This is a genomic window from Catenovulum sp. SX2, assembly GCF_052056295.1.
Classification (GTDB): domain Bacteria; phylum Pseudomonadota; class Gammaproteobacteria; order Enterobacterales; family Alteromonadaceae; genus Catenovulum.
On record NZ_CP182493.1, the window covers coordinates 2,564,631 to 2,586,034 of the forward strand.

Here is a 21,404-nt window from a genome sequence, read left to right on the forward strand (position 1 = left end):
CTTAACCTTTATCTAATCTAAAGATTATTTGCTTCCCAGCGCTAGCTCTAAACCCTTCTGAAAACACAATTTAGCTTTATTTTCGATGCCAGCTTGCTGGTAAATATCGCCCATAAGCTGATAACTATATGGTGATTTAAGCTGTTTAATCGCGCTTTCCATCGCTTGTTGTGCCAGTTGTACGTCAGAGTTTTTCAAAGCACAAATGGCTAAGGCTATTTTAAGTACCTCAGCGTCTGGCTGCTTTTTAAGTTGTTTTTCTAACCAAGCAATCAGCTTAAGTGGTTGGGTAAACTGCAAACCGCTTAGCAGCTTGAGGTTGTTTTCATTTTGTCGGTTAAGTTGACTCAGGTTATCTGTTTGTTCAAACAACTTAATAAAAAACTTTTCTGCTTGTTGGTTGGCTTCTAATTTAATTAAACCGGCTAAATACACTTGTAATATCGGCTGATTTGGCTCAACTAGCTTATTAATTTGTTTAAAACTTTGCTCAAGCAAAGATAAATTTTTCTCTTCAACTGATTGGTTAAACTGAGCTTGGTAAGCAGCAAAACACATAGCTTTTAGCTCAATTGGGCTAATATCTGTGTATTTTTTCACTTTAGGCAATATGTTTTGCAGTGGTTCGAATTGCTGGTTGTGTTGATAAGCTTGGGCGAGCAATAACAGTGCGGCTGAATCTTTGTTATTGCGCTCTAGTACCTTTTCAATTGTGGTGATGGCTTGTGCAAATTTTTCTTCATTGATTAAACTTTTAGCTGTGGCTAACTGCTTATCATTTTCGCTACCACCTTGTTGTGCCCTTAATTGATATAAGCTACTTTCGTCTAACTCACCGAGCTGTTTGCTCGCTTCAGCAGCAATTAAATAATGGCTCGCAGGGATTGGGCTGTTATGTACTTGTTTTAAACTCAGTGTTTGTGCGCGGCTCCATTGTTGGTTAAATAAAGCTTCAATCGCAGAAGATAAGCTTTGTAGGCTAGATGCTTGTTTGCTTTTTGTCCGCCATGCACTGTAGTTACGGCGGGCTCTAAATAAACCAATTAAAAAAGTTTCAACTACTTTAAAGCTGAGGTAGGCAAGCAACAATACAAACAAGAAACCAAAAAAGCTAGCTTCCCACACGTAACCTGCGAGATTAATCAGTACATAACCTTTTTCTTCAACTAACACTGCACCTAATGCTAATAACGCACAGGTCAGTGCAAATAAAATAAGCATCTTAATCATGGTTTTGCACCACCAACTCAAGCGAAGCAAGTTCAACCTTATCTAGGTTGCCTGTGATGTCTTGTGCAGATAATTCAATTAACTTATCTATACTGTCCATCACTCGAATATCGTCAGTTTGGTAATAAATACTCAACCAGTTTGCCGCTTGTTTTAATGCTGCTGACAACACTTGTGGGTTTTTGTTTAATGCAGCCCATTGCGCTTGATGCAATACGCTAATTAAATTCAGTTCAACATTCTGGCTTTGCTCTGGGGTTAATAAAGCTTCGACATTTTCATTACGTTTTTTCGGTGTAAATAGTTCTAAAAAGTCTCGCCAAACAATTGCTAGGTTTTGCCAGCTGGTTTCTGTAGTGGGTTTTAGATCAGCCTGCGCCTGTTTATCCTTTTCTAATTCAGTTTGTTGCATAGGTAATAAACGAACTTGGCCTATTATTTGTGCCAAGGCTAAGTACATATCTTGGTTTTGTTGTTTTGCCAGCTCGGTTAATACTCCAATATCTTGGCTGATGGCTGCGGATAATTCGATATGTTGGCTAAAGTCACTTTGTTGTAAGGTATTAGCCGCCAATTGCATGGCTAATAAAGCGGCATTAGGATTCTTCTCTAATACAAGCTTGTATTGAGCTTGTTTAACCAGATAAGCTACGTCATTTAACAATAATTTATTTTTGTTGTTTTCACTGTTTTGTTTAACTTGATTTAACAAACCGGATAATTCAGCTTGTTGTTTGGCATAAGTTTGCTGTTGCGATTGAGCTAAATCGTTAGCAAATGTTTGTAAACGACTTTGTAAATCTTGCTCAAATTGGCGTTGTTGATTGAGTTGCTGCTGACGAATTTGTTGACCAAGCTGATTAAACTCTTGTTGTTGGCTGCTGATTTGACCCAGTTTGTTATCCACTTGATTAAGTTGGCCAAGCCAATTTTGTGGTTTGTATTGGGCTTGCCAATAAAGGTATCCAGCTGCGCCTGCGGCAGTTAGTGCAACTAATAAACTCAACCAAGCAATACCTTTTCCGCCAGATTTGGCGGTAGGTTTTTCTGTTTGCACAGTTGCGGGCGTTGCGACTGGTTGCGCCGTTGGTTTTGGCGTAACTGGTTCTGTTAGTTCTGCTGGTTCGGCCGCTTTTTTGTTCACCGCTTGTTCAATGGTTGCTTGCTCAGCAGTTGGCGTTTCCGTTTGCTTGGTAACTGGCTGAATGTTCTCTTCTGCGGTGTTCATTGCATCGTTGTTAGTCGCAGATTCCGTTTTATCTGTCATATTGTTTATGCGCCTGTAAAGTTTGAATTATGGTTAAGTTGTTTGCGCCTTGCATATTGATAACATCAGATGCGCCATATTGGCTGAGCTGAGATGCAACACGCTGTGAAGGAACAAAAGTGCAGACATCAAGCCACGGCTTTAATTCACTTTTATTCTGTTTTTCAACTGCTTGATATAACTTTAACGCAATTTCGCCACTGGTAAAGACAAAATAATCACAGCTCAATGCTGTTTGCAATTGAGCTGAGGTTAAAGTTAACCAACGGCGTTTATAAATATTGTAGGTAGTTAATTTTTTATTAGCCAGTTTAAATGCTTGTTCTATTGCATCACGCCCTTGTTCACCTTTAAACAATATTGCTTGCTGACTGTGTTTTACTTGTGGGTGGGCGAGTATGCCTTCGGAATCATTATTTTCGGGCACGTGGATGTTATTAAAGCCCGCGGCTTTAAGTTGTTGTGCCGTTTTATTACCTACCGCAATAGTGTTTTTTTGTTGTAGTTTGGCTAAGTTGCTTGGATTTAACTGCTGTGTCAGTTTTTCAACCGCGTACTGACTGGTGATTATGACTAAATCTATGTTGGTTAGTTGCGCCGAGAAATTGTTGGAAGACAGCGATATACAATCGCTGCCGTCTACAATGTCAAAAAGTGCTAAGTGTACAGGCTCAAAACCAGCGCTTATTAAACTTTGGTTGAGTTGTTGCGCGCTGCTGCCATGCCGACAGTGTAAAACCTTATTGTTTGTTCCCATACACTTCATCAAGCACGTTTTTTGCGCCTGCTTTTAATAATTCTTCCGCTGCTGCTATACCAATTTGTTCTGCTTCTTCTGGTAAACCAGATTTTTCTGTGTAGAACACTTGTTTGCCATCTACCGATGCAACCAAACCGCGGAAAAATATTTCAGAACCTTTTTGCTCGGCATAACCGGCAATTGGTACTTGGCATCCACCATTTAAACGCGTGTTAAATCCACGCTCTGTTGTCACTATAGTGGCTGTATCCGCATGGTTAAGCACTGCGAGTAAATCTAGAGTTTGTTGATCGTCTATCCGACATTCTATGCCTACAGCGCCTTGACCCACAGCTGGCAACATTAGGTCGCTATCAATAAATTGTTGGATGCGCTCTTCTAGCTCTAGGCGGATCAGTCCGGCACTCGCGAGAATAATGGCATCAAATTCGCCTTCGTCTAATTTGCGCAAGCGAGTTTGCACATTGCCGCGCAGTGATTTTATTTGTAGGTCTGGTCTGTGTTTTAACAGCTGGCATTGACGACGCAAACTTGAAGTGCCAACAACCGCACCTTCAGGTAAATCATCAATTGATTTATAGTTATTGGAAACAAATGCATCACGCGGATCTTCACGCTCACAAATTACCGCTAGGCCTAAACCTTCTGGGAATTCCATAGGCACATCTTTCATCGAATGGACTGCAATATCCGCTTCGCCGTTTAACATAGCAACTTCTAGCTCTTTTACAAATAGCCCTTTGCCACCAATTTTAGCCAGTGGCGTATCTAAAATTTTGTCACCTTTGGTTTTAATTTTAACCAGTGATACAGTTAAATCTTTATGGGCGGCTTCTAAACGAGATTTGACATATTCAGCTTGCCAGAGTGCTAACAAACTATCGCGGGTGGCTATTTTTAAATGTTTCGACATAAGAGAGGCTATCTGTTTGAATTTAGCTAAAAACTGGCTTTATCTTAGCTTATCTAACAGCCTGACCCAAGGTATACTGCAAAATATCTCAGGGAAATTTGTGCGAAATTTATGACTATTTACGAAGTTCTTAACATCAGTGTGCAGTTTTTAATGATCGGCATTATTGCCAGTGGTTTTGTTTATGCACGCAAACAATTTAATTTACACGCGCGCTCACACGAGTGGGAGCGCATGGTACTTACCCAAAATGCAATTGCGGACTTTCGCAAAAATCAAAGTTTGCGTCATATCAGCCATAAACTTGGATATCTAGGTGAACAGCACCAAGTTGATTTAGCCGAGCTCAACCAAGCGTTTGCGGAAGATTCAGAATTACGCGCTGATGTGCATATGTACCTAAACCAAATTGAGATTTTGGCTGCCGGCGTATTAAATGGTGTATACGAAGAAAAACTGATCCAAGATAGTATGGGCAACACTATCATTTATGCGTTCAAGTTTTTTCAGCAATATATTGAACAAAGACGCTTAGATTTGAGTCCGAAGTTATACCAAAAAACTCAAACTATAGTGCAAACTTGGGCGAAAGCTGCCTAGCTTATCAACACACAAGGAAAGTCATGTTTAAAAAAATTATTCTGCTCGTTTTAATCTTCAGCTTAGCTGGCTGCAGTTTGTCGTTTATGTACAACCGCGCACACTGGTGGGCTGACTGGTATTTAGACGACTTTGTTGATTTAACTTCCGAGCAGCAGGATGTGTTTGATCAGCAATTTAAACTGTGGCACCAATGGCATAGAAGCCAGCAATTACCTTTGTATCAAGCTCAATTTGCTTTGGTTAAACAGCAATTTAACCAAGGTATCGGCGAAGGTGGATTAAATGAAGCTGCGTTACTTGAGCATGTCAATGCGTTTGAAAAGTATTGGCGCGATGTACTTATTTATGTCACCCCTGAGTTAGCCCAACTCGCGGTTAGTTTATCTGCAGAACAAAAGCAGCAATTAATCAGTAACATCCGCAAAAATAACCAAGAAAAACAGCAGGAGTGGGATGAACAAACGGATGAAGAAAAACACCAGAATTTTATCGACAAGCAAGTAGAGCAATATCAAGACTGGTTTGGTCGCTTAAACAAACAGCAGAAGCAGTTAATTGCGCAGCAGAGTGATTTATATGTTGGCACGCGCGGCCAATGGTTTCAGTATCAAAATGATTGGTTGGCGGCATTTGAGCAAGCTTTGTTGGCGTCTGATGTGGCCAAAGTCAGCCAATTAATTGCTCGACCTTATGATTTACGCAGTGAAGTTTTGCAGCAAAACGTAATGCGCAATCGCGGTTTGTATGTAAAAAACACCCACAAACTAATGCTGGGTTTAACCGACAAACAACAGCACCATTTATTGTCTGAGTTAGATGATTATGAGTCGACTTTTAGAAATTTATATCAGGATTATTGAATTATAGCGTTCCCAAACGCTGCTTGTACCGTGCATTATAAACAAAAGAGCGAGAGCATAACTTTCGCAAAACCGCTGTGAATACATCCTTGTACGCTTCGCTTTTTCATCCCTGAAAAAGAAATTTTGCTCTAAGTTATTGCACCCGCTCGTTTTACCTATTGTGGTGCGGCTATGTTTCTAGCCCAATTACCCAACTTTCAACCAGACTTCTACCTGCAATAAATGAGTTTTGTCGGCATTTCTAGCCTATTCATCAGCATTTAAACAGCCATAAAAATGTAAAGGCTGGTGGATGGATGTGTTGCGAGCAAAACTTCACAAAACATGGAAGTTTTGTGCGAGCGATTCACGGATGAACTTGCAGCGTTTTTGCGAGGAATACTCCATTTGCCTGCCGACGTCTCTGTCACCAATCCAGTAGCAACAAATCAGCATTCAATCAGGCTGTGGTGGCGCTGTGTTTCTACCTGCAATAAATGAGTTTTGTCGGCATTTCTAGCCTATTCATCAGCATTTAAACAGCCATAAAAATGTAAAGGCTGGTGGATGGATGTGTTGCGAGCAAAACTTCACAAAACATGGAAGTTTTGTGCGAGCGATTCACGGACGAACTTGCAGCGTTTTTGCGAGGAATACTCCATTTGCCTGCTGACGTCTCTGCCACCAATCCAATAGCAATAAATCAGCTTTCAACCAGACTTAATCAAGCAGCCTTGTTGCCGTTATTTGGAAATCCAAATCATTTTAACATCTGGGACGGCTGCTTTTATAAGCGAGCTGAGTTTAACCACTTGCTCATTGTTATTTGTTGGATGCGCTACCAACACGATAGATGCTAATTGGCAGTCTTGTGTATGAGAAACTAAATGTTTGTGCAATTCTTCTTCTGTGACGCTCTGTTTCTCAAGAAACAAGTTTGATTGGTTGTTTAATCTGACAGTATGAGTTTTACACTGGTTGCTTTTGGGCAGGGTACAAGTTTGGACAGAGTTTAGACTAACCGTCGTCTCCGTTGGCTTCCAAGCAACAAATGCAAAGTACAAACACAAACTTAATAAAATTGCGATAAATCCATATTGAATTGAACTTTGCATATCCGTGTCCTCTAACTAAAAGTAAAATGCCATCCTACTTTTTGTTGATATTCTTGTTCCTGCTGCAACTCACTATCCATCAGTGGATGCGCGGCTAACCAATTGGCTTCAAAGGTTAAATTTAAATCGTTTAGACCTGTACTACACAATTTTACTTTAGGTAACACTTCATCTTTACGGCGCATGGTTAGCAACACTGCCAAACGCAATAAGCGAGTTAATTGGCCTGCCAATATGGGGCTGGTCATAGTTTGGCTGTTTACTTCAGCCATATCTATGTCTTCGCGGTAGTTCTTAACAATCGATATTAACAGTTTGCGTTGTGCCAAACTAAAACCTGGTATTGCCGTATTGCTCAAAATATAGGCGGCGTGGCGTGCAGCAAACTTAAAATCTACAGTTAAGCCAACTTCGTGTAATACACTGGCAGCTTCTAAAATAGCTCGGCTATCATGTTGCTCTAACGCCCAGTGTACGTGCAACTGGTCGAATAAACTTAACGCAATATCACGAACGCGAAAAGCTTGTTCTTTATCTAAACGATAACGTTGAATAAAGCTGGTTAAAGTACGTTGGCGGATATCTTGTTGCTGCAAGCAAGGGATCATGCCGTAGATAATGCCTTCACGCAGTGCACCACCAGCCACTACCATATAACTGATATTTAGCGCTTGGAAAATGGCGATTAAAATAGCTAAACCACTAACAAATACTGGACGGCGTTCGTGGGCTAAACCAACTATATTGAGTTTATCAATATGGCCGCAGTCTATGCAGGCATCGCGTAATTTTAATAACTTGTCCAAGGTGATCATTTCATTATCACCTTGGGCAATTAATACTTCTTGAATAGCCTGAGGTGTGCCAGACGCACCTAAACAAGCTTGCCAGCCAAATGCCATATAGGGTTGTAATTTACCTGACATTTGTGATTGTGCTGCAGCCGTGGCCATTTCAAAATTGCGTAGCGTGATTTGGTCGTTTTCAAAAAAGCGTTTTTTGTAAGTAACACAGCCCATGTTTAGGCTGTTAACAACAATAGGAGTGAAACGCTCGCCACAGACCATTTCTGTACTGGCACCACCAATATCAATCACCAATTTTGTAACTGAGGTGCCAGAGGTGTGGGCGACACCAACATAAATAAGCCGAGCTTCTTCTTCACCACTAATCACATCTATTCTGTGATTAAGAATTTCTTCGGCTTTATCTAAAAACACATCGGCGTTTTGCGCTAAGCGCAACGCCGCTGTGCCGACAATACGAACATTTTTGGCAGGAATATCTTGTAGGCGTTCAGCAAATAATGACAAACAATCCCAACCACGCGCCATCGCGGCTTGGTCTAATTCGCCATTATCTTGCAATCCAGCGGCTAATCGAACTTTGCGTTTAATTTTGCCTATAGTTTGCACGCTCCCTTCAACAGAGCGCACAATTAACATATGAAAGCTGTTTGAACCTAAATCAATAGCAGCATAAATCGGATAATGCTGATCGGCCATATAGGCAATACTCCTTAACTAGCGACGACCTCTTGTTCTTTGTTTACTGTCGGTACGTCCGCCTTGCATACGTCTTTTATAATGTGGTTTTGGTGCAGTTACATCATCCAGCAATGCAGTTGGATCATACTTACTTACAGGTATAGCATGATCTATATATTCCTCAATAGCTGGCAAGTTATAAACATACTTTTCGCAGGCTAAACTAATAGCATGGCCTGTTGCACCCGCTCGGCCAGTACGACCAATACGATGCACATAATCTTCGCAGTCATCTGGTAAATCATAGTTGAATACATGGGTCACTTGTGGAATATGTAACCCACGTGCTGCCACATCAGTTGCAACCAAGATATCTAATTTACCCTCAGTAAACTGCTTTAAAATGCTCAAACGTTTTTTCTGCGGGACATCACCTGTTAATAAACCAACTCTGTGTTTGTCAGCTTTTAGCCATTGATAAACATCTTCACAACCGTGTTTGGTATTGCTAAAGACAATTGCTTTATCTGGCCATTCATCTTCTATAAGGGTTAATAGAAGCAACATTTTGTCTTCGTTAGCCGGATAAAATAATTCTTCGCTGATGCGCGTATTAGTCATTTCTTCAGGTGCAATGTGCACATGGGTTGGACTATTCATATGTTCGTAGGCTAATTCTTGTACACGCATAGACAAGGTAGCGGAAAATAACATGCTCAGTCTTTGTTTAGCTGCAGGCATGCGACGGAATAAAAAACGAATGTCTTTGATAAAACCTAAATCAAACATGCGATCGGCTTCATCTAGCACTACAGATTCAATTTTGCTTAGATCAATAAGACCTTGCTTATAATAATCTATAATACGTCCGGTTGTGCCAATGACTATGTCTGCACCAGCTTCAAGCTGCTCTGTTTGCGCTTGATAACCTTCGCCTCCATAAATTAAAGCAAGCTTTAAACCTGTATGTTTTGCTAATAAAGCTGCGTCGTTATGAATTTGTACAACCAGTTCACGCGTCGGGGCTAGTATAAGTGCGCGAATTTGTTTTGAAGTCCTGTCCTGTGGGGCTTGGTTAGACATTAAATGGTTGAACATTGCCACCAAAAAAGCCATAGTTTTGCCCGTACCAGTCTGTGCTTGACCCGCAACATCTCCGCCTGCCAATGCAACTGGCAAGCTCTGAGCCTGAATAGGTGTACAGTGTTTATAGTTAGCTTCAGCTAACGCTTGGTGAACACTTGCATGCAAATTTAATGATGCAAATTCAACCTGTGATAAGTGAGTTTGTATTGTCATAGTTGCTCAAGCATATCAGTTTCAGCTTGCAAAAAGAATCCGAATAGATTAAAAAAACAGTCTGTTTTATTCTCAACGGTTTTAGCCGCAAAATTTGGAGAAATTAATGAGCTCTGATGCCATTTTAACTTTATCAGACGCAAGCTTTGAGTCTGATGTATTAAACTCTGAAAAGCCAGTATTAGTAGATTTTTGGGCAGAATGGTGTGGTCCTTGTAAAATGATCGCGCCTATTTTGGATGAAGTTGCTAACGACTACGCGGACAAAGTAACAGTGGGTAAATTAAATATTGACCAAAACAACGCGTCACCAGCTAAATATGGTGTGCGTGGTATTCCTACTTTATTATTGTTCAAATCAGGTAGTGTTGCTGCTACTAAAGTTGGTGCTTTATCAAAGACTCAACTTAAGCAATGGTTAGACGAAAACCTATAATTTTAGGCTAGCTAATCACTAGAAAATTGAAGCTCTAGAAAAAAGAGCTTCTTTTTTCTGGATCTATTTAATTTTAAGTGCTACCTTATTTTTTAGTTGTTACTTATTCGAAGTGCAACGTCTAATTATTTTTCCCTGTTAATCCTAATCAAGCAAGTACTGTTTCAGCCAGTCTCTGAGATAAGAACCCACCAATATGAACTTAACGGAACTTAAAAACAAACCTATTAACGAATTGGTCCAGCTAGCCGAGTCTATGGGACTCGAAAACATGGCGCGTTTACGTAAACAAGACATAATTTTTGCAATCTTGAAAAAGCATGCCAAAAGTGGCGAAGACATCTTTGGTGATGGTGTGCTTGAGATTTTGCAGGATGGATTTGGCTTTTTGCGTTCAGCAGACTCGTCTTTCTTAGCCGGTCCAGATGACATTTACGTATCACCTTCACAAATTCGTCGTTTCAATTTGCGCACAGGTGATTCTATCGCGGGTAAAATTCGTCCACCAAAAGAAGGTGAGCGTTATTTTGCATTATTAAAAATTAACCAAGTTAACTTTGATAAGCCTGAAAACTCGCGCAATAAGATTTTATTTGAAAACTTAACTCCGCTACACGCCAACGAGCGTATGGTGATGGAGCGTGGTAACGGTAGTACCGAAGATATTACTGCACGTGTTTTAGATTTAGCTTCACCAATTGGTAAAGGCCAACGTGCCTTGGTTGTTGCTCCGCCAAAAGCGGGTAAAACCATGTTACTACAAAACATTGCACAATCTATTTCAGCTAACCACCCAGAATGTGTGTTAATGGTGTTGTTAATTGACGAGCGCCCTGAAGAAGTTACTGAAATGCAACGTTTGGTTAATGGTGAAGTGGTTGCTTCAACATTCGACGAACCTGCTAGCCGTCACGTGCAAGTTGCTGAAATGGTCATTGAAAAAGCTAAGCGTTTAGTTGAGCACAAAAAAGATGTAGTGATTCTTCTTGATTCAATCACTCGTCTAGCACGTGCGTACAACACTGTCATTCCTTCATCTGGTAAGGTATTAACAGGTGGTGTAGACGCAAATGCATTACACAAACCTAAACGTTTCTTTGGTGCTGCGCGTAATGTAGAAGAAGGTGGTAGTTTAACTATTATCGCAACTGCGTTAATTGATACCGGCTCTAAAATGGATGAAGTTATCTACGAAGAGTTTAAAGGTACAGGTAATATGGAAATACACTTAAACCGTAAGATTGCGGAAAAACGTGTATTCCCTGCTATCGACTTCAACCGCTCAGGCACGCGTCGTGAAGAGTTGTTAACTTCACAAGAAGAGCTACAAAAAATGTGGATCTTACGCAAGATAGTGCATGAAATGAGTGAAACTGACGCAATGGAATTCTTAATTGATAAATTGTCTATGACAAAAACTAATGATGAATTCTTCGATGCGATGAAACGTCAAAAAGGCAGTTAATCAGCGAAATATCGCGTTAACTAAATAGTTTCCAAATGGCTGATGCAATGCTAAATTTTTAGTTATTGCATCGGCCATTTTTCGTTATTGCGATTAACCGCAATAATCACTACTCATAAAGGAATTCTATCAATGCCGCTTCCGCTCAATGTGAATGTGCTACAACCAATTGACCGCCTAAAATTTTTTGTTGAGCGCCAATTAATTAAAGGTGCCGGTTACCAGTTGTTTGTGATAATTGGTGTGATTGCTTTGGTGTCTATGGTCGGTGGCTTTTTGTTGGCACCTATTAGTGGGCATGAAAGTAACTTAGCCGAGGATATTTGGTGGGCGTTTTTGCGTTTAACCGATCCGGGTTATTTAGGGGATGATGAAGGGGCGTGGAAGCGTATAGTCTCAACCTTATTAACCTTGTGTGGTTACGTACTGTTTATGGGTACGTTGGTTGCGATTATGACTCGTTGGTTAATTGCCTTTATGGAGCGATTAGAGCAAGGTTTAACACCTGTTTCGATTAAACAGCATATCGTCATTTTAGGCATGAGCACTCGAGTTGTGCCTATTATTCGGGAATTATTGGGTGTTGAGGCTAATCGAACCTTTTATAAAAAGCAGCACAAAGATAAAAATCCAACTCTGGTGTTATTGGCCGAAGAAGCTAATGCAGTTATTCATCAACAATTATTAGCTGAAGTTTCACTGCCGGCTAAATGGTCGCGCCAATTGATTTTGCGTTCTGGTAATGCACTGCAAAGTGAAGCCATTCACAGAGCCGCTTGTTTGCAGGCTTCGGCAGTTATTTTATCGAACAAATACCAAAGATCAGATTCACTGGTTACGACAGATGTGGAAACGATAAAAAGTTTATTAACCCTAAATGTATTGGCTAAAGGCGCAAACCAATTTCCGCGTTTAGTGGTTGAGCTAGACGATGTGCGCCATACCAAGCTGGCGAAAAAATCTTATGAAGGTCAAGCTAATATAGTTGTAACCGACCAAACCATTAGTCGATTAATGGCGCAATGTGCAGTCGCACCAAATTTGTTAAAGGTGTATACCCATTTACTCAATAGCCAAAATCAAGGGCGCTTTTTTATCAAAGACGCTAGTTCTCACATAGGGAAAACCCTAACAGAAGCGCGTTTGTACCACAAAAATGCCATTCTAGTTGGTTTTATAGACAAAACTAGCCAGAGCTTTAATTTGGCTGTGGGCGAACAAGCAAAACATCGCATTGTCCCAAGTGATAGCTTAGTTTATGTTGCATCGAATGTGAGCCAATTAGAGCCGACTATCCAGCCAGCGCGACCAAGCGTATTGCCAAAGAGAGCTAAAGCTCAATCCAACAATAAAGAGGTTAAACCGCGAAAAAAACTCTTGTTGTTAGGTTGGAACCGTCGTGTACCTAACATTATCCATGAGCTTGATAGTTACACTAATGAAAGTTTTGATGTGACTTTAGTCTCGACTATGTCTGCGCAAATACGTCAGCAAGAAATTAATAAATTGGGCAAATTCAGTTCACGCATCAATTTAACTTTACAAGAAGCTGACTACATGATGGAAAACGAAGTTAGACAATTTAGTCCGCAGGAGCAGGACATTATCTTGTTGGTCTATAGTGATAGATTAGATTCTGCCGAAGAGGCGGATGCGCGCGTATTAGTTGGTTCAATGGCGCTTGATGAAGTGCTAGAGCAATATCCAAACCGTCCACACGTATTGATTGAATTGAGCGATCCGTCAAATGAAAACTTTTTGGAGCACTCTAAAACCGATACTTTTATTACGCCTTTATTGATGAGTCATTTGTTATCTCAAATTGCGTTAATTCCTGAGCATCAAATTTTGTTTGATACTTTAATGGAAGCAGAAGGAGTACAAATTTACCTTAAGCCACTGGGCAATTACACCGACAAACAAATGCTCAAAGTTGAAGAGTTACAGCCAATTGTTGAAAGCCATAACGAGTTGTTATTAGGTGTTTTCCAAGCTGAAGCGACTGAACAAACGATTTTACTCAACCCGGCAATTGAGCGAAGGATATCCTCGCTGTCGAACGATTTATTAATTGTGATAGGCGAATAAACGAATAAAAATTAAACATTTAAACTGTTAGCTGAAAAAATTGCTGGCAGTTTTTATTTAGATAGCTAGAATCACAAGTCTGCATTGCGCGTCTGTAGCTCAGCTGGATAGAGTAGGTGGCTTCGAACCACTTGGTCGGGAGTTCGAATCTCTCCAGGCGCGCCATTTCTCTTCTTTGTTTAATATTCTGTTGTTTTTAATATATAGCACTATATTCTCGTATCCGTTAATTTGAATGAGAGGAAACATGGCGTTTATCAGATTCTTCAAACGAACAACTTTTCTATTCGTTTCTTTCATTTGTTTAATATCAGCTCAAGTTTTTGCTAGTTCAAACAACAATATTGTTGGTGTTTGGTCGGGGATCGCTGCTTATCAACACGAAAAAACTCATGTTACTGTGGATATTAAAAATTCCGACAACGGTTTTACCGCATTAGTCTCTTTGCCTGACATTGGCGTTTCTAAATGGCCCGCTCATAAGGTTGAGTTAGATGGCAATAATCTCAAAATATTATTACCAGCAGATTCAGGCATGCAGCTGATTAAACTGACATTCAATGAAAGTCGTTTACATGGTTTATGGCAAGAAAATCGCTTTGAAGAAGATGCCAAAATTGATTTAGTTCGTACAGCGACTAAACCTGCGTTAAATGAGATTAACTTTTCAGTTGTTGGAAACGCGGGAAAGTTATCGGCTGCAATTGTCAAACCTGAGCAAACAGAATGCTCGCCTGCAGTGATTCTGTTGCATGGATCTGGTGCTCAACCTAAAGACAGCAATCGTTTTATTGCTGAGCAGTTTGCGATGAGAGGTGTCGCTGGCGTTATTTTTGACAAACGAGGGGTAGGTGAGTCTGCCGGTAATTTTTATCAAGCTTCATTTGATGATCTAGCTGATGATGCTATTAGCATTGCGACTTATTTACTTCAGCAACATTATATCTGTAGCGTGGGTTTTTGGGGACATAGCCAAGGTGGTTGGGTTGCTCCTTTAGCTGCTAAAAAATGGCCGAATACCCAGTTCGTAATTACTAGTTCAGGGCCATATGTTTCACCCAGCACTGAAGCTGAATGGGGATTTGTTTACCCGTTACAATCGGCAGGTTTTGCTCTGTCAGCAATTGAAAACACGCGCGAGATCGTCCGTTCATGGCATCAAAGTTTGAGAACGGGCCAATCTACATCATTTGATAATTTGCTGCAGAAACACTCTAAATCGGATTGGTATCAGGTTAGTGATTTAGATTCGTTAACCAAGGTAGATTCTCAGTTTATTGATCATTATCTTAAATTCATGGATTACGACCCTATTCCAATAATCAATAGTTTGGATGTGCCGATATTGTCTATTTTTGCAATGCAAGACGAAAGTATCGATAGCAGAGAATCGGTTAAAATATTGCACAAATTAATGCTCACCAAACAAAATTTGAAGATAAAAATTTATGATAATTATAACCATGCTATTCGTGCTCTTGGTGAAAACAGTAAGAAGCTACGTTTTCCAAATTATCCAGTTGATTATTTTCAAGTGCAGATTGATTTCGTTAAATCAATAATTAACAACAAGCTTCAATAGTGTAGATTTTACTGAGTGGTTTACCGACCTTTGTATGAATACTAACTTTGGTCACCCTGCATGTGGTAGTTCGTTTTAGGTGGAATAGATTTGCTAGAAATTCTAATTGTAAATTGCCTATTGTTTTTAGGCGCTTTTGTCCAAGGCATTATTGGTTATGGTTTGGGTATATTAAGTGTACCGCTGATCTTTATGGTTATGCCGCAGATGATCCCCGCACCTATGATTTTGAATTCGATCTTTTTGTGTTGGATAATCGCGCGTGACAATAAAAGTTATATCGACCGCAATATTCTCAAGTGGCCGATTGTTGGTGCGTTAGTTGGTACTGCCACTGCGGCAAGTGTGTTGGCCGGTCTTGAAGAGCGCACTTTTGCTTTAATGTTTTCAACCATGCTGTTGATATTGATTAGTTTGTCGCTGATGAAACTCAAGTTGCCAATCAATGGCACATCAGGTGTGATAGCCGGGTTCTTTTCTGCTGTATCAGGCACTATTACCGCAATTGGCGGGCCGCCAATTGCTTTGCTGTGGCAAAACTTATTGCCGCAAACCATACGCGCCAATATGTCAGTATTTTTTATCTGCTCCAGTATTATTGCGCTAACCGCTTTGGCGATTATTGGCAAGTTTGGTTGGGCCGAAATTAAGTTATCCGCTTTTACTTTGCCTGGGGTGTTTTTAGGTTTCTATTCGTCACGCCTTATTATTAATAAAATTCCAGCAAAACAAGTGCGTTATGGCATTTTAGCTATGAGTACAATTTCGAGTTTGATGCTGTTTTATAAATACCTTTGATTATCAATTAATTCATATTATTTAATGACTAAATAATTTGGCTTTTGCGCAAGATAAATTTATTATACATGGTTGAAATTTAAGCTTTATCACAACAATTTGGATATGGAAAATGAAAAAAAATAATAGGAATGGACTATTAGTCGCAGGCCTTATTTCTGTTTTATCAGCCTGTGGTGGCGGTGGTTCTTCATCGACGCCAGATCAGCCAAATGGTGGCGGGTCTAACGGTGGTTCAAACAAAGTTAAATTAGTTGGTGTTTTAACCGACAGCCCAATCAACAATATCAGTTATCAAACCTCTTCGGGCCTATCTGGAAAAACCAACCAAAGCGGTGAATTTAATTATCATGCCGATGATTCTATTACTTTTAGTCTGGGCAGTATAGAGTTTCCTGATATTCAAGCTCAGGCTTTATTGACGCCACTAGAACTAATGGAAACACGAGATGTTAACGCTGTAAAGGTTGTTAATTTACTGCGACTACTACAAACGCTTGATAATGATAACCAGCCAAACAATGGGATTGATATTTCAGAAACGACGATTGCCGCTATTGAGCAAGCTCAAATCAACTTCCAGGACTTTGATACTCCGATTACAAATTTTGCGCAGTTGAGTCAAATTGACTCGGTATTAGCTACCTTTGAAGGTGGCAAGAGTTTAATCGAGCAGCAAGCCGCGATTGAACATTTTGTTGGCACTTTAGCAAGCTTTGATGATTTTGATTTAGACATGGATGGTATTCCAAATAATCAAGACGATGACGATGATGGAGATGGGGTAGCCGATACATTAGATCTATTCCCATTACAGTATTCTGAAAGTACAGACTTTGACCAAGATGGTATTGGTGACTTTACCGATACAGATGATGACAATGATGGTATAGACGACGATTCTGATTCAGTCACCCGTATGTTGATTGAATGGGAAAACAGCTCGAGCAATTTGTCGAATACATGGTTAGACACAAGACTCAAACACTATTTGCTTTAGATGCAAACAATAGTGCCTTGTTTGCCTATGACATCACCACAGGCAAACAAATTAGCAAAAAGACCTTTGATTTTACCCCTTCTCGAATGCAAGTTTCAGACGATAAACAAACCATTTATGTTGTGGTTGTTGAAGAGTTTGCGGATTACAACGTATCAGGGACGAGCCACTTACACGCGTTTAAAGTTGATACATTGGAGAAAATAAATTCCTATTCGTTGCCGTTTGAAATGCGTGCTTTTGCAATGTTTGACAACAATAGATTAATCGCTGAAAAAGGTGACTATAACGGCGTAGTTTTATTTGATTTAGCGACAGGATTGCAAATAGGACAACGCATTAATCAATATTCAATTGATAAAATTGTTAAGAAGAGCGATAGCCAAGTTTATTTATTCGATTACAGCTCAATTATTCTACTCAATGTAACCGCTAGTGGTTTGCAGCAAGTTTCTGACTCTTATACTTATTGGAGTAGTAGTAATGCATGGGTATTACCGAATTTTGAGCATGCCATTAGTCGATATGGCGATGTGTATAGTTTGGAAGCCGGCTCGATAGTTAGTTCTATCTCGGTGCAAAATATTGTTGATGTGTCGGTGGATGAATCGCAGAATTTAGTTGCGATAACCAGTGCAAATGGTTCGGTTACATTGTTAAACGCAGAATCAAATGAAGCATTTAAGGTATTAACCGTAGCTGGAGAGCCAATAATCTACACTATGGATCAGTACTTTAGTTACGCAGTCACCTTACAGGGTGGTAAGCTGTATACAGTCAAACAGAATCACCCTTGTTTGAGTTGCTCAACTAACACAACGCCTGTGGCAAATTATACTTACACGCCAAGTGCAGGTGATACAGGTGAAACTTATGTATTTGATGCAAGCTCAACTGTGGATGCTGACAACAACCCTTTGACATATCGTTGGGATATAAACAACGACGGTGTTTGGGAAACTGCGTATTCTAGCCAAGTGACTTTCGAACATAGATTTCCATTAGCCGGCAGTAAATTTGTAAAACTTGGAGTAAAAGATCAGTTTGGCGCTGTAGCAGAAAAAGTATTAACTTTTGATGTTGCTCAAGGTATCACTAGCCCGATAGCTATTACCGATGCAACTGCCAATCAATTTGATTTTAGTGCAAGTTATGCAGTATTCGACCAGCAAAGACAGCTAGCTTATGTGTTGTCAGTTGAAGACAAAAAAGTTATTCAGATTAATTTACAAACAGGTATGGCTGAGCAGTACTTGCCTGTGTATGGGCAGCCTCGTGCGATAAGTATTGATCCAAGTAATCAAACTTTGTTTGTTATCTCTGCGGAAACTAATTCTTACTGTTATTCTGACGGTTTAACTCAATATATAGCCAAAATAGACTTATCTAATTTTAGCGAGGTTAAACTGCATCCGACTCATGGCTGTATTGAAGACATTGATGCAGTCACTAAAGATCTGTTAGTTATTTCAGACGATTCCAACAATGAAGTAATAGCGTTAGATTTTTCGCAAGACGAAGTTAAATCAACTACTTTAGATGTTCCACAAGTCTATTCGAGTCACGTCCTTGTTGATGCAGCTAACAATCAGTTACTTATCACAGGTTGGCGGGAAGTTAACTACTACACTATCAATGGCAATCAAGTTAGCCTAAGTTCGACTGTTAGTTTGTCAGAATCAATTGATGATGTAGCTATAATTTCTGATTTGGGTAACTATGTTGCGTCAAATTATGGAGAAATATTCACGAAAGCAGGTTTTTCTCGAATTTTTCAGATTGACTCGAACATTTCGTATAGTGCTCAACGCGCTGTGGCGTTTGATGATGCTAACTCACTTGTATTTGCTCACACTGATAGTGGGGTAATTAGTTATTTCAATACCAAAGGTCAAATTGAGTTAGATGCATTAACTTTTAATAGCAACTTATATCCGCAGAATATGGCTATCATAGGTGAAAAAATTTACCTATTAGCGAATAACAATAATTCAGGCAGTCAGCTTGTTACCTTTGACCACCCATGTACTACATGTGGCATCAGCACTGAACCAATGGCAGATTTTACTTATACACCAGCAAGTATGGGGACGACAGCAGATGAATTTGAATTTAATGCGTCGGCTAGTTCAGATGCTGAAGATGATGCAACAAAACTTCAATATCGCTGGGATATTGATAATGATGGTGAATGGGATAGCGAGTTTTTAACAACCGCATCTTTTAAGCATAAGTTTTTTGTTCCGGGTAGTAAAAGCGTTAAGTTACAAGTGCGTGACAGCTCAGGTTTAACAGCAGAAAAAACTTTAAGTTTCTCGATAGAGCAAGGTCAAATCGCAGCAACAGCAGTGACCGACTCAACGGCTAATCTGCTTGACTACACGCCAACAGATACTTTGTTGGAGCCAAGTCGAGGCAAAATCTTCAACACGGATGCGGTCAATAATAGGCTGTACACTGTGGATTTGGCGACGGGTAAAACTGAAAGCTATTTTGATTTTGCCTACAAGCCAGAAAGCTTAGCTTTGTCTAACGACAATAACACGCTGTACGTATCTTTGGCTGTACAAGAGCACAGTCCATATTGGTGGGATGAAGACCAGTATGGTTATATTGCTGTGATTGATCTCACTACAAATACACTTATCAACAGTTTTAAAATTAATGTCGATCCATACGATATCGCAATTACAAAAGACAATAGATTGTTAGTATCTCCAGGCTCAGGCCAATGGGGTGATTTGCATATGTACAATCCAAGCACAGGTTCAGAAGTTACCAGTGCAGGTTCAATTTATCATTTGTCGTCAATATTGTTGAATGAACAAAAAGATAAAGCAGTTGTGTATGACCATAACTCGATAGATGTTTTCAGCTTGTCTAGCTCAAGCATCAGCCAGACTAGTGGCTATATTTCAAATTATTATGCTCAAGGATTTGCTCAGTTAATCTCGGGTGGTTCGCATATGGTTAATGCGCTCGGGCAAATAGCTGAGATATCAGATTTTTCAGTGGTTGCTCAATTAGATGCTAGCTATTCATCCGCTATAGTTGCTGTTGCTGAAGATACAACAAACGGCTTGTTGTTTGTATTGAAAGGCTCAGAGTTGATTACCTATAACACCAGCAGCTGGTTGGAAATATCACGACAAAATGTTGTACAGGCTGAGTGGGTATCTTTCTATAACGATAAACTGTATATCATAGAAAATAGCTTTGGCAGTTATAGCTTGTCTGAGTTAGACCACCCATGTGCGGATTGTGCGAATAATACAATACCGGATTCGGTATTTACTTATACTCCAGAAGTTGATGGAACAACGGCTGACACCTACGTATTTGACGGAAGTAATAGTCAAGATGCTGATGACGATGACGTTCTACAATATCGTTGGGATGTTGATGGTGACGGTGTTTGGGATAGTGAATTTTTAACTTCGACTACCTATGAACACCAATATTTGTTAAATGGCAGTTATGTAGTATCTCTTCAGGTGAAAGATTCTAAGGGTTATACACATATCAGCAAACAAACTGTGACAGTGGCCTTTGGCGCTTTATCTGGTCAGGAAATAAATGATAGTCCAGCCTATCATTTATCGGGTAATCTTCAAGATGCGGTATATGTTGAAGCTACAGATACAGTTTATTACATCAGCCCTGAAGACAACACTGTCTATTTGATGAACTTTTCTGATGTGCAATTAACCAAATCTTTCCAATTAGCTTATCCCCCAGAGGCGATAACTATGTCTCCAGATGGGACAAAAGTTTATGTTGCTATGATTGTTCAAGCACATAGCTGTTGTTGGCAGGAAGATGAGCAATACGGTTATATCGCTGTTTTTGACACTGCATCTGAATCTATGAACAACTTGTATCGAGTAAATATAGACCCTTTCGATATCTTGGTAGATAGTCGAAATAAACTTTATATTAGTTCGGGTTCAGGCCAATGGACAAACTTTAATGCTTACAATGCTGAGACTGGTAGTTTGATAGCTCAAAGTTTTATTCGACATAGATCTTATATCGCTATGCACCCAACTGAAAACTGGATTTTTGCAGCAGACACTGATCTGTCTCCATCAGATATTGAAAAATTTACCATTAGCGGTTCTGGTACATCAAGTATCATAGCAGCCGGTGATTCTCCTTATCACGGCGACTATCGTATGAGTGGTGGTGTTTGGACCAGCGCAGATGGAACGTACGTTATTACCAGAGGTGGTGATATCTTTTTGGCATCAGATATGACTTATGTACAAGGTTTAACTGGTTCAGGTGTGCGTATCAGAGATGCTGTGTTTAATTTGAGCGAAAAGAGAGTGACTGTTGCGACAGATGATGGCTACGCGACAACTTATTCTACTGAAGATTGGTCGGAAGTTTCGTCGACATTTGTCGACCAGTATGCGAATTTGATTAAAGTTATTGAAAACCAAACAAGTGGTAAACGTTTGGTGTTTAGTAGTGTGTCAGTTACTGCACTAGATTAAATACTTAAAATAAAGCGACA

Annotated in this window: 16 protein-coding genes and 1 tRNA gene; 10 read left to right on the forward strand and 7 right to left on the reverse strand. The window is 39.9% G+C overall.

Annotation, left to right across the window (positions count from 1 at the left end; translation table 11 throughout):
- Positions 1-24: 24 nt before the first annotated feature.
- From ACMZOO_RS10785 to hemC, 4 genes are read right to left on the reverse strand one after another with little or no spacing between them, the layout of a single operon-like run.
- Entirely contained in the window at positions 25-1,230 is a 1,206-nt protein-coding gene (locus tag ACMZOO_RS10785) for a heme biosynthesis HemY N-terminal domain-containing protein (protein WP_440903347.1), read from the reverse strand.
- Positions 1,223-2,497, reverse strand: coding sequence for a uroporphyrinogen-III C-methyltransferase (locus ACMZOO_RS10790; RefSeq protein ID WP_440903348.1), 1,275 nt, complete (start codon positions 2,495-2,497; stop codon positions 1,223-1,225). Before ACMZOO_RS10790 ends, ACMZOO_RS10785 begins: the two co-directional genes overlap by 8 nt.
- Positions 2,487-3,254 (reverse strand): uroporphyrinogen-III synthase, encoded by a 768-nt coding sequence (locus ACMZOO_RS10795; RefSeq protein WP_440903349.1) that lies wholly within the window; start codon positions 3,252-3,254, stop codon positions 2,487-2,489. The genes ACMZOO_RS10790 and ACMZOO_RS10795 overlap by 11 nt, the downstream gene beginning before the upstream one ends.
- Complete coding sequence (gene hemC / locus ACMZOO_RS10800) at positions 3,238-4,170, reverse strand: hydroxymethylbilane synthase (protein ID WP_440903350.1); 933 nt, start codon at positions 4,168-4,170, stop codon at positions 3,238-3,240. Before hemC ends, ACMZOO_RS10795 begins: the two co-directional genes overlap by 17 nt.
- A gap of 111 nt (positions 4,171-4,281) precedes the next feature.
- Between hemC and ACMZOO_RS10805 the strand changes: the two genes are divergently transcribed.
- Together ACMZOO_RS10805 and ACMZOO_RS10810 are read left to right on the forward strand one after the other, a co-directional pair.
- A complete protein-coding gene (locus tag ACMZOO_RS10805; RefSeq protein ID WP_440903351.1) occupies positions 4,282-4,770 on the forward strand; it encodes a DUF4760 domain-containing protein in 489 nt (162 codons plus the stop codon).
- 23 nt (positions 4,771-4,793) lie between these two features.
- On the forward strand, positions 4,794-5,633 hold the full coding sequence (locus ACMZOO_RS10810; RefSeq protein WP_440903352.1) for a DUF6279 family lipoprotein: 840 nt from the start codon (positions 4,794-4,796) through the stop codon (positions 5,631-5,633).
- A gap of 725 nt (positions 5,634-6,358) precedes the next feature.
- On the opposite strand, the gene ACMZOO_RS10815 is transcribed toward ACMZOO_RS10810, so the two are convergent.
- Genes ACMZOO_RS10815 through rhlB form a run of 3 tightly spaced genes read right to left on the reverse strand, consistent with a single transcriptional unit; the run spans position 6,359 to position 9,516 of the window.
- Positions 6,359-6,730, reverse strand: coding sequence for a hypothetical protein (locus ACMZOO_RS10815; RefSeq protein WP_440903353.1), 372 nt, complete (start codon positions 6,728-6,730; stop codon positions 6,359-6,361).
- 11 nt (positions 6,731-6,741) lie between these two features.
- Positions 6,742-8,235 (reverse strand): guanosine-5'-triphosphate,3'-diphosphate diphosphatase, encoded by a 1,494-nt coding sequence (gene gppA, locus ACMZOO_RS10820; RefSeq protein ID WP_440903354.1) that lies wholly within the window; start codon positions 8,233-8,235, stop codon positions 6,742-6,744.
- 18 nt (positions 8,236-8,253) lie between these two features.
- A complete protein-coding gene (rhlB, locus tag ACMZOO_RS10825) occupies positions 8,254-9,516 on the reverse strand; it encodes an ATP-dependent RNA helicase RhlB (RefSeq protein ID WP_440903355.1) in 1,263 nt (420 codons plus the stop codon).
- A gap of 106 nt (positions 9,517-9,622) precedes the next feature.
- Here rhlB and trxA point away from each other — a divergent pair, with 106 nt between their 5' ends.
- The 8 genes from trxA (at position 9,623) to ACMZOO_RS10865 (ending at position 21,384) form a co-directional block, all read left to right on the forward strand.
- On the forward strand, positions 9,623-9,952 hold the full coding sequence (gene trxA, locus ACMZOO_RS10830) for a thioredoxin TrxA (RefSeq protein WP_016954395.1): 330 nt from the start codon (positions 9,623-9,625) through the stop codon (positions 9,950-9,952).
- A 196-nt stretch (positions 9,953-10,148) separates the two neighbouring features.
- Positions 10,149-11,417, forward strand: a complete 1,269-nt coding sequence (gene rho / locus ACMZOO_RS10835; RefSeq protein WP_016954394.1) for a transcription termination factor Rho — start codon at positions 10,149-10,151, stop codon at positions 11,415-11,417.
- Between the two features lie 132 nt (positions 11,418-11,549).
- A complete protein-coding gene (locus ACMZOO_RS10840) occupies positions 11,550-13,505 on the forward strand; it encodes a CASTOR/POLLUX-related putative ion channel (RefSeq protein ID WP_440903356.1) in 1,956 nt (651 codons plus the stop codon).
- An 88-nt stretch (positions 13,506-13,593) separates the two neighbouring features.
- Positions 13,594-13,670 (forward strand) — tRNA-Arg (locus ACMZOO_RS10845).
- An 82-nt stretch (positions 13,671-13,752) separates the two neighbouring features.
- On the forward strand, positions 13,753-15,087 hold the full coding sequence (locus ACMZOO_RS10850) for an alpha/beta hydrolase family protein (protein ID WP_440903357.1): 1,335 nt from the start codon (positions 13,753-13,755) through the stop codon (positions 15,085-15,087).
- A 90-nt stretch (positions 15,088-15,177) separates the two neighbouring features.
- Positions 15,178-15,885 (forward strand): sulfite exporter TauE/SafE family protein, encoded by a 708-nt coding sequence (locus tag ACMZOO_RS10855; RefSeq protein ID WP_440903358.1) that lies wholly within the window; start codon positions 15,178-15,180, stop codon positions 15,883-15,885.
- Between the two features lie 112 nt (positions 15,886-15,997).
- Positions 15,998-16,885 (forward strand): hypothetical protein, encoded by an 888-nt coding sequence (locus tag ACMZOO_RS10860; protein WP_440903359.1) that lies wholly within the window; start codon positions 15,998-16,000, stop codon positions 16,883-16,885.
- Entirely contained in the window at positions 16,816-21,384 is a 4,569-nt protein-coding gene (locus ACMZOO_RS10865; RefSeq protein WP_440903360.1) for a PKD domain-containing protein, read from the forward strand. Before ACMZOO_RS10860 ends, ACMZOO_RS10865 begins: the two co-directional genes overlap by 70 nt.
- Positions 21,385-21,404: the final 20 nt, after the last annotated feature.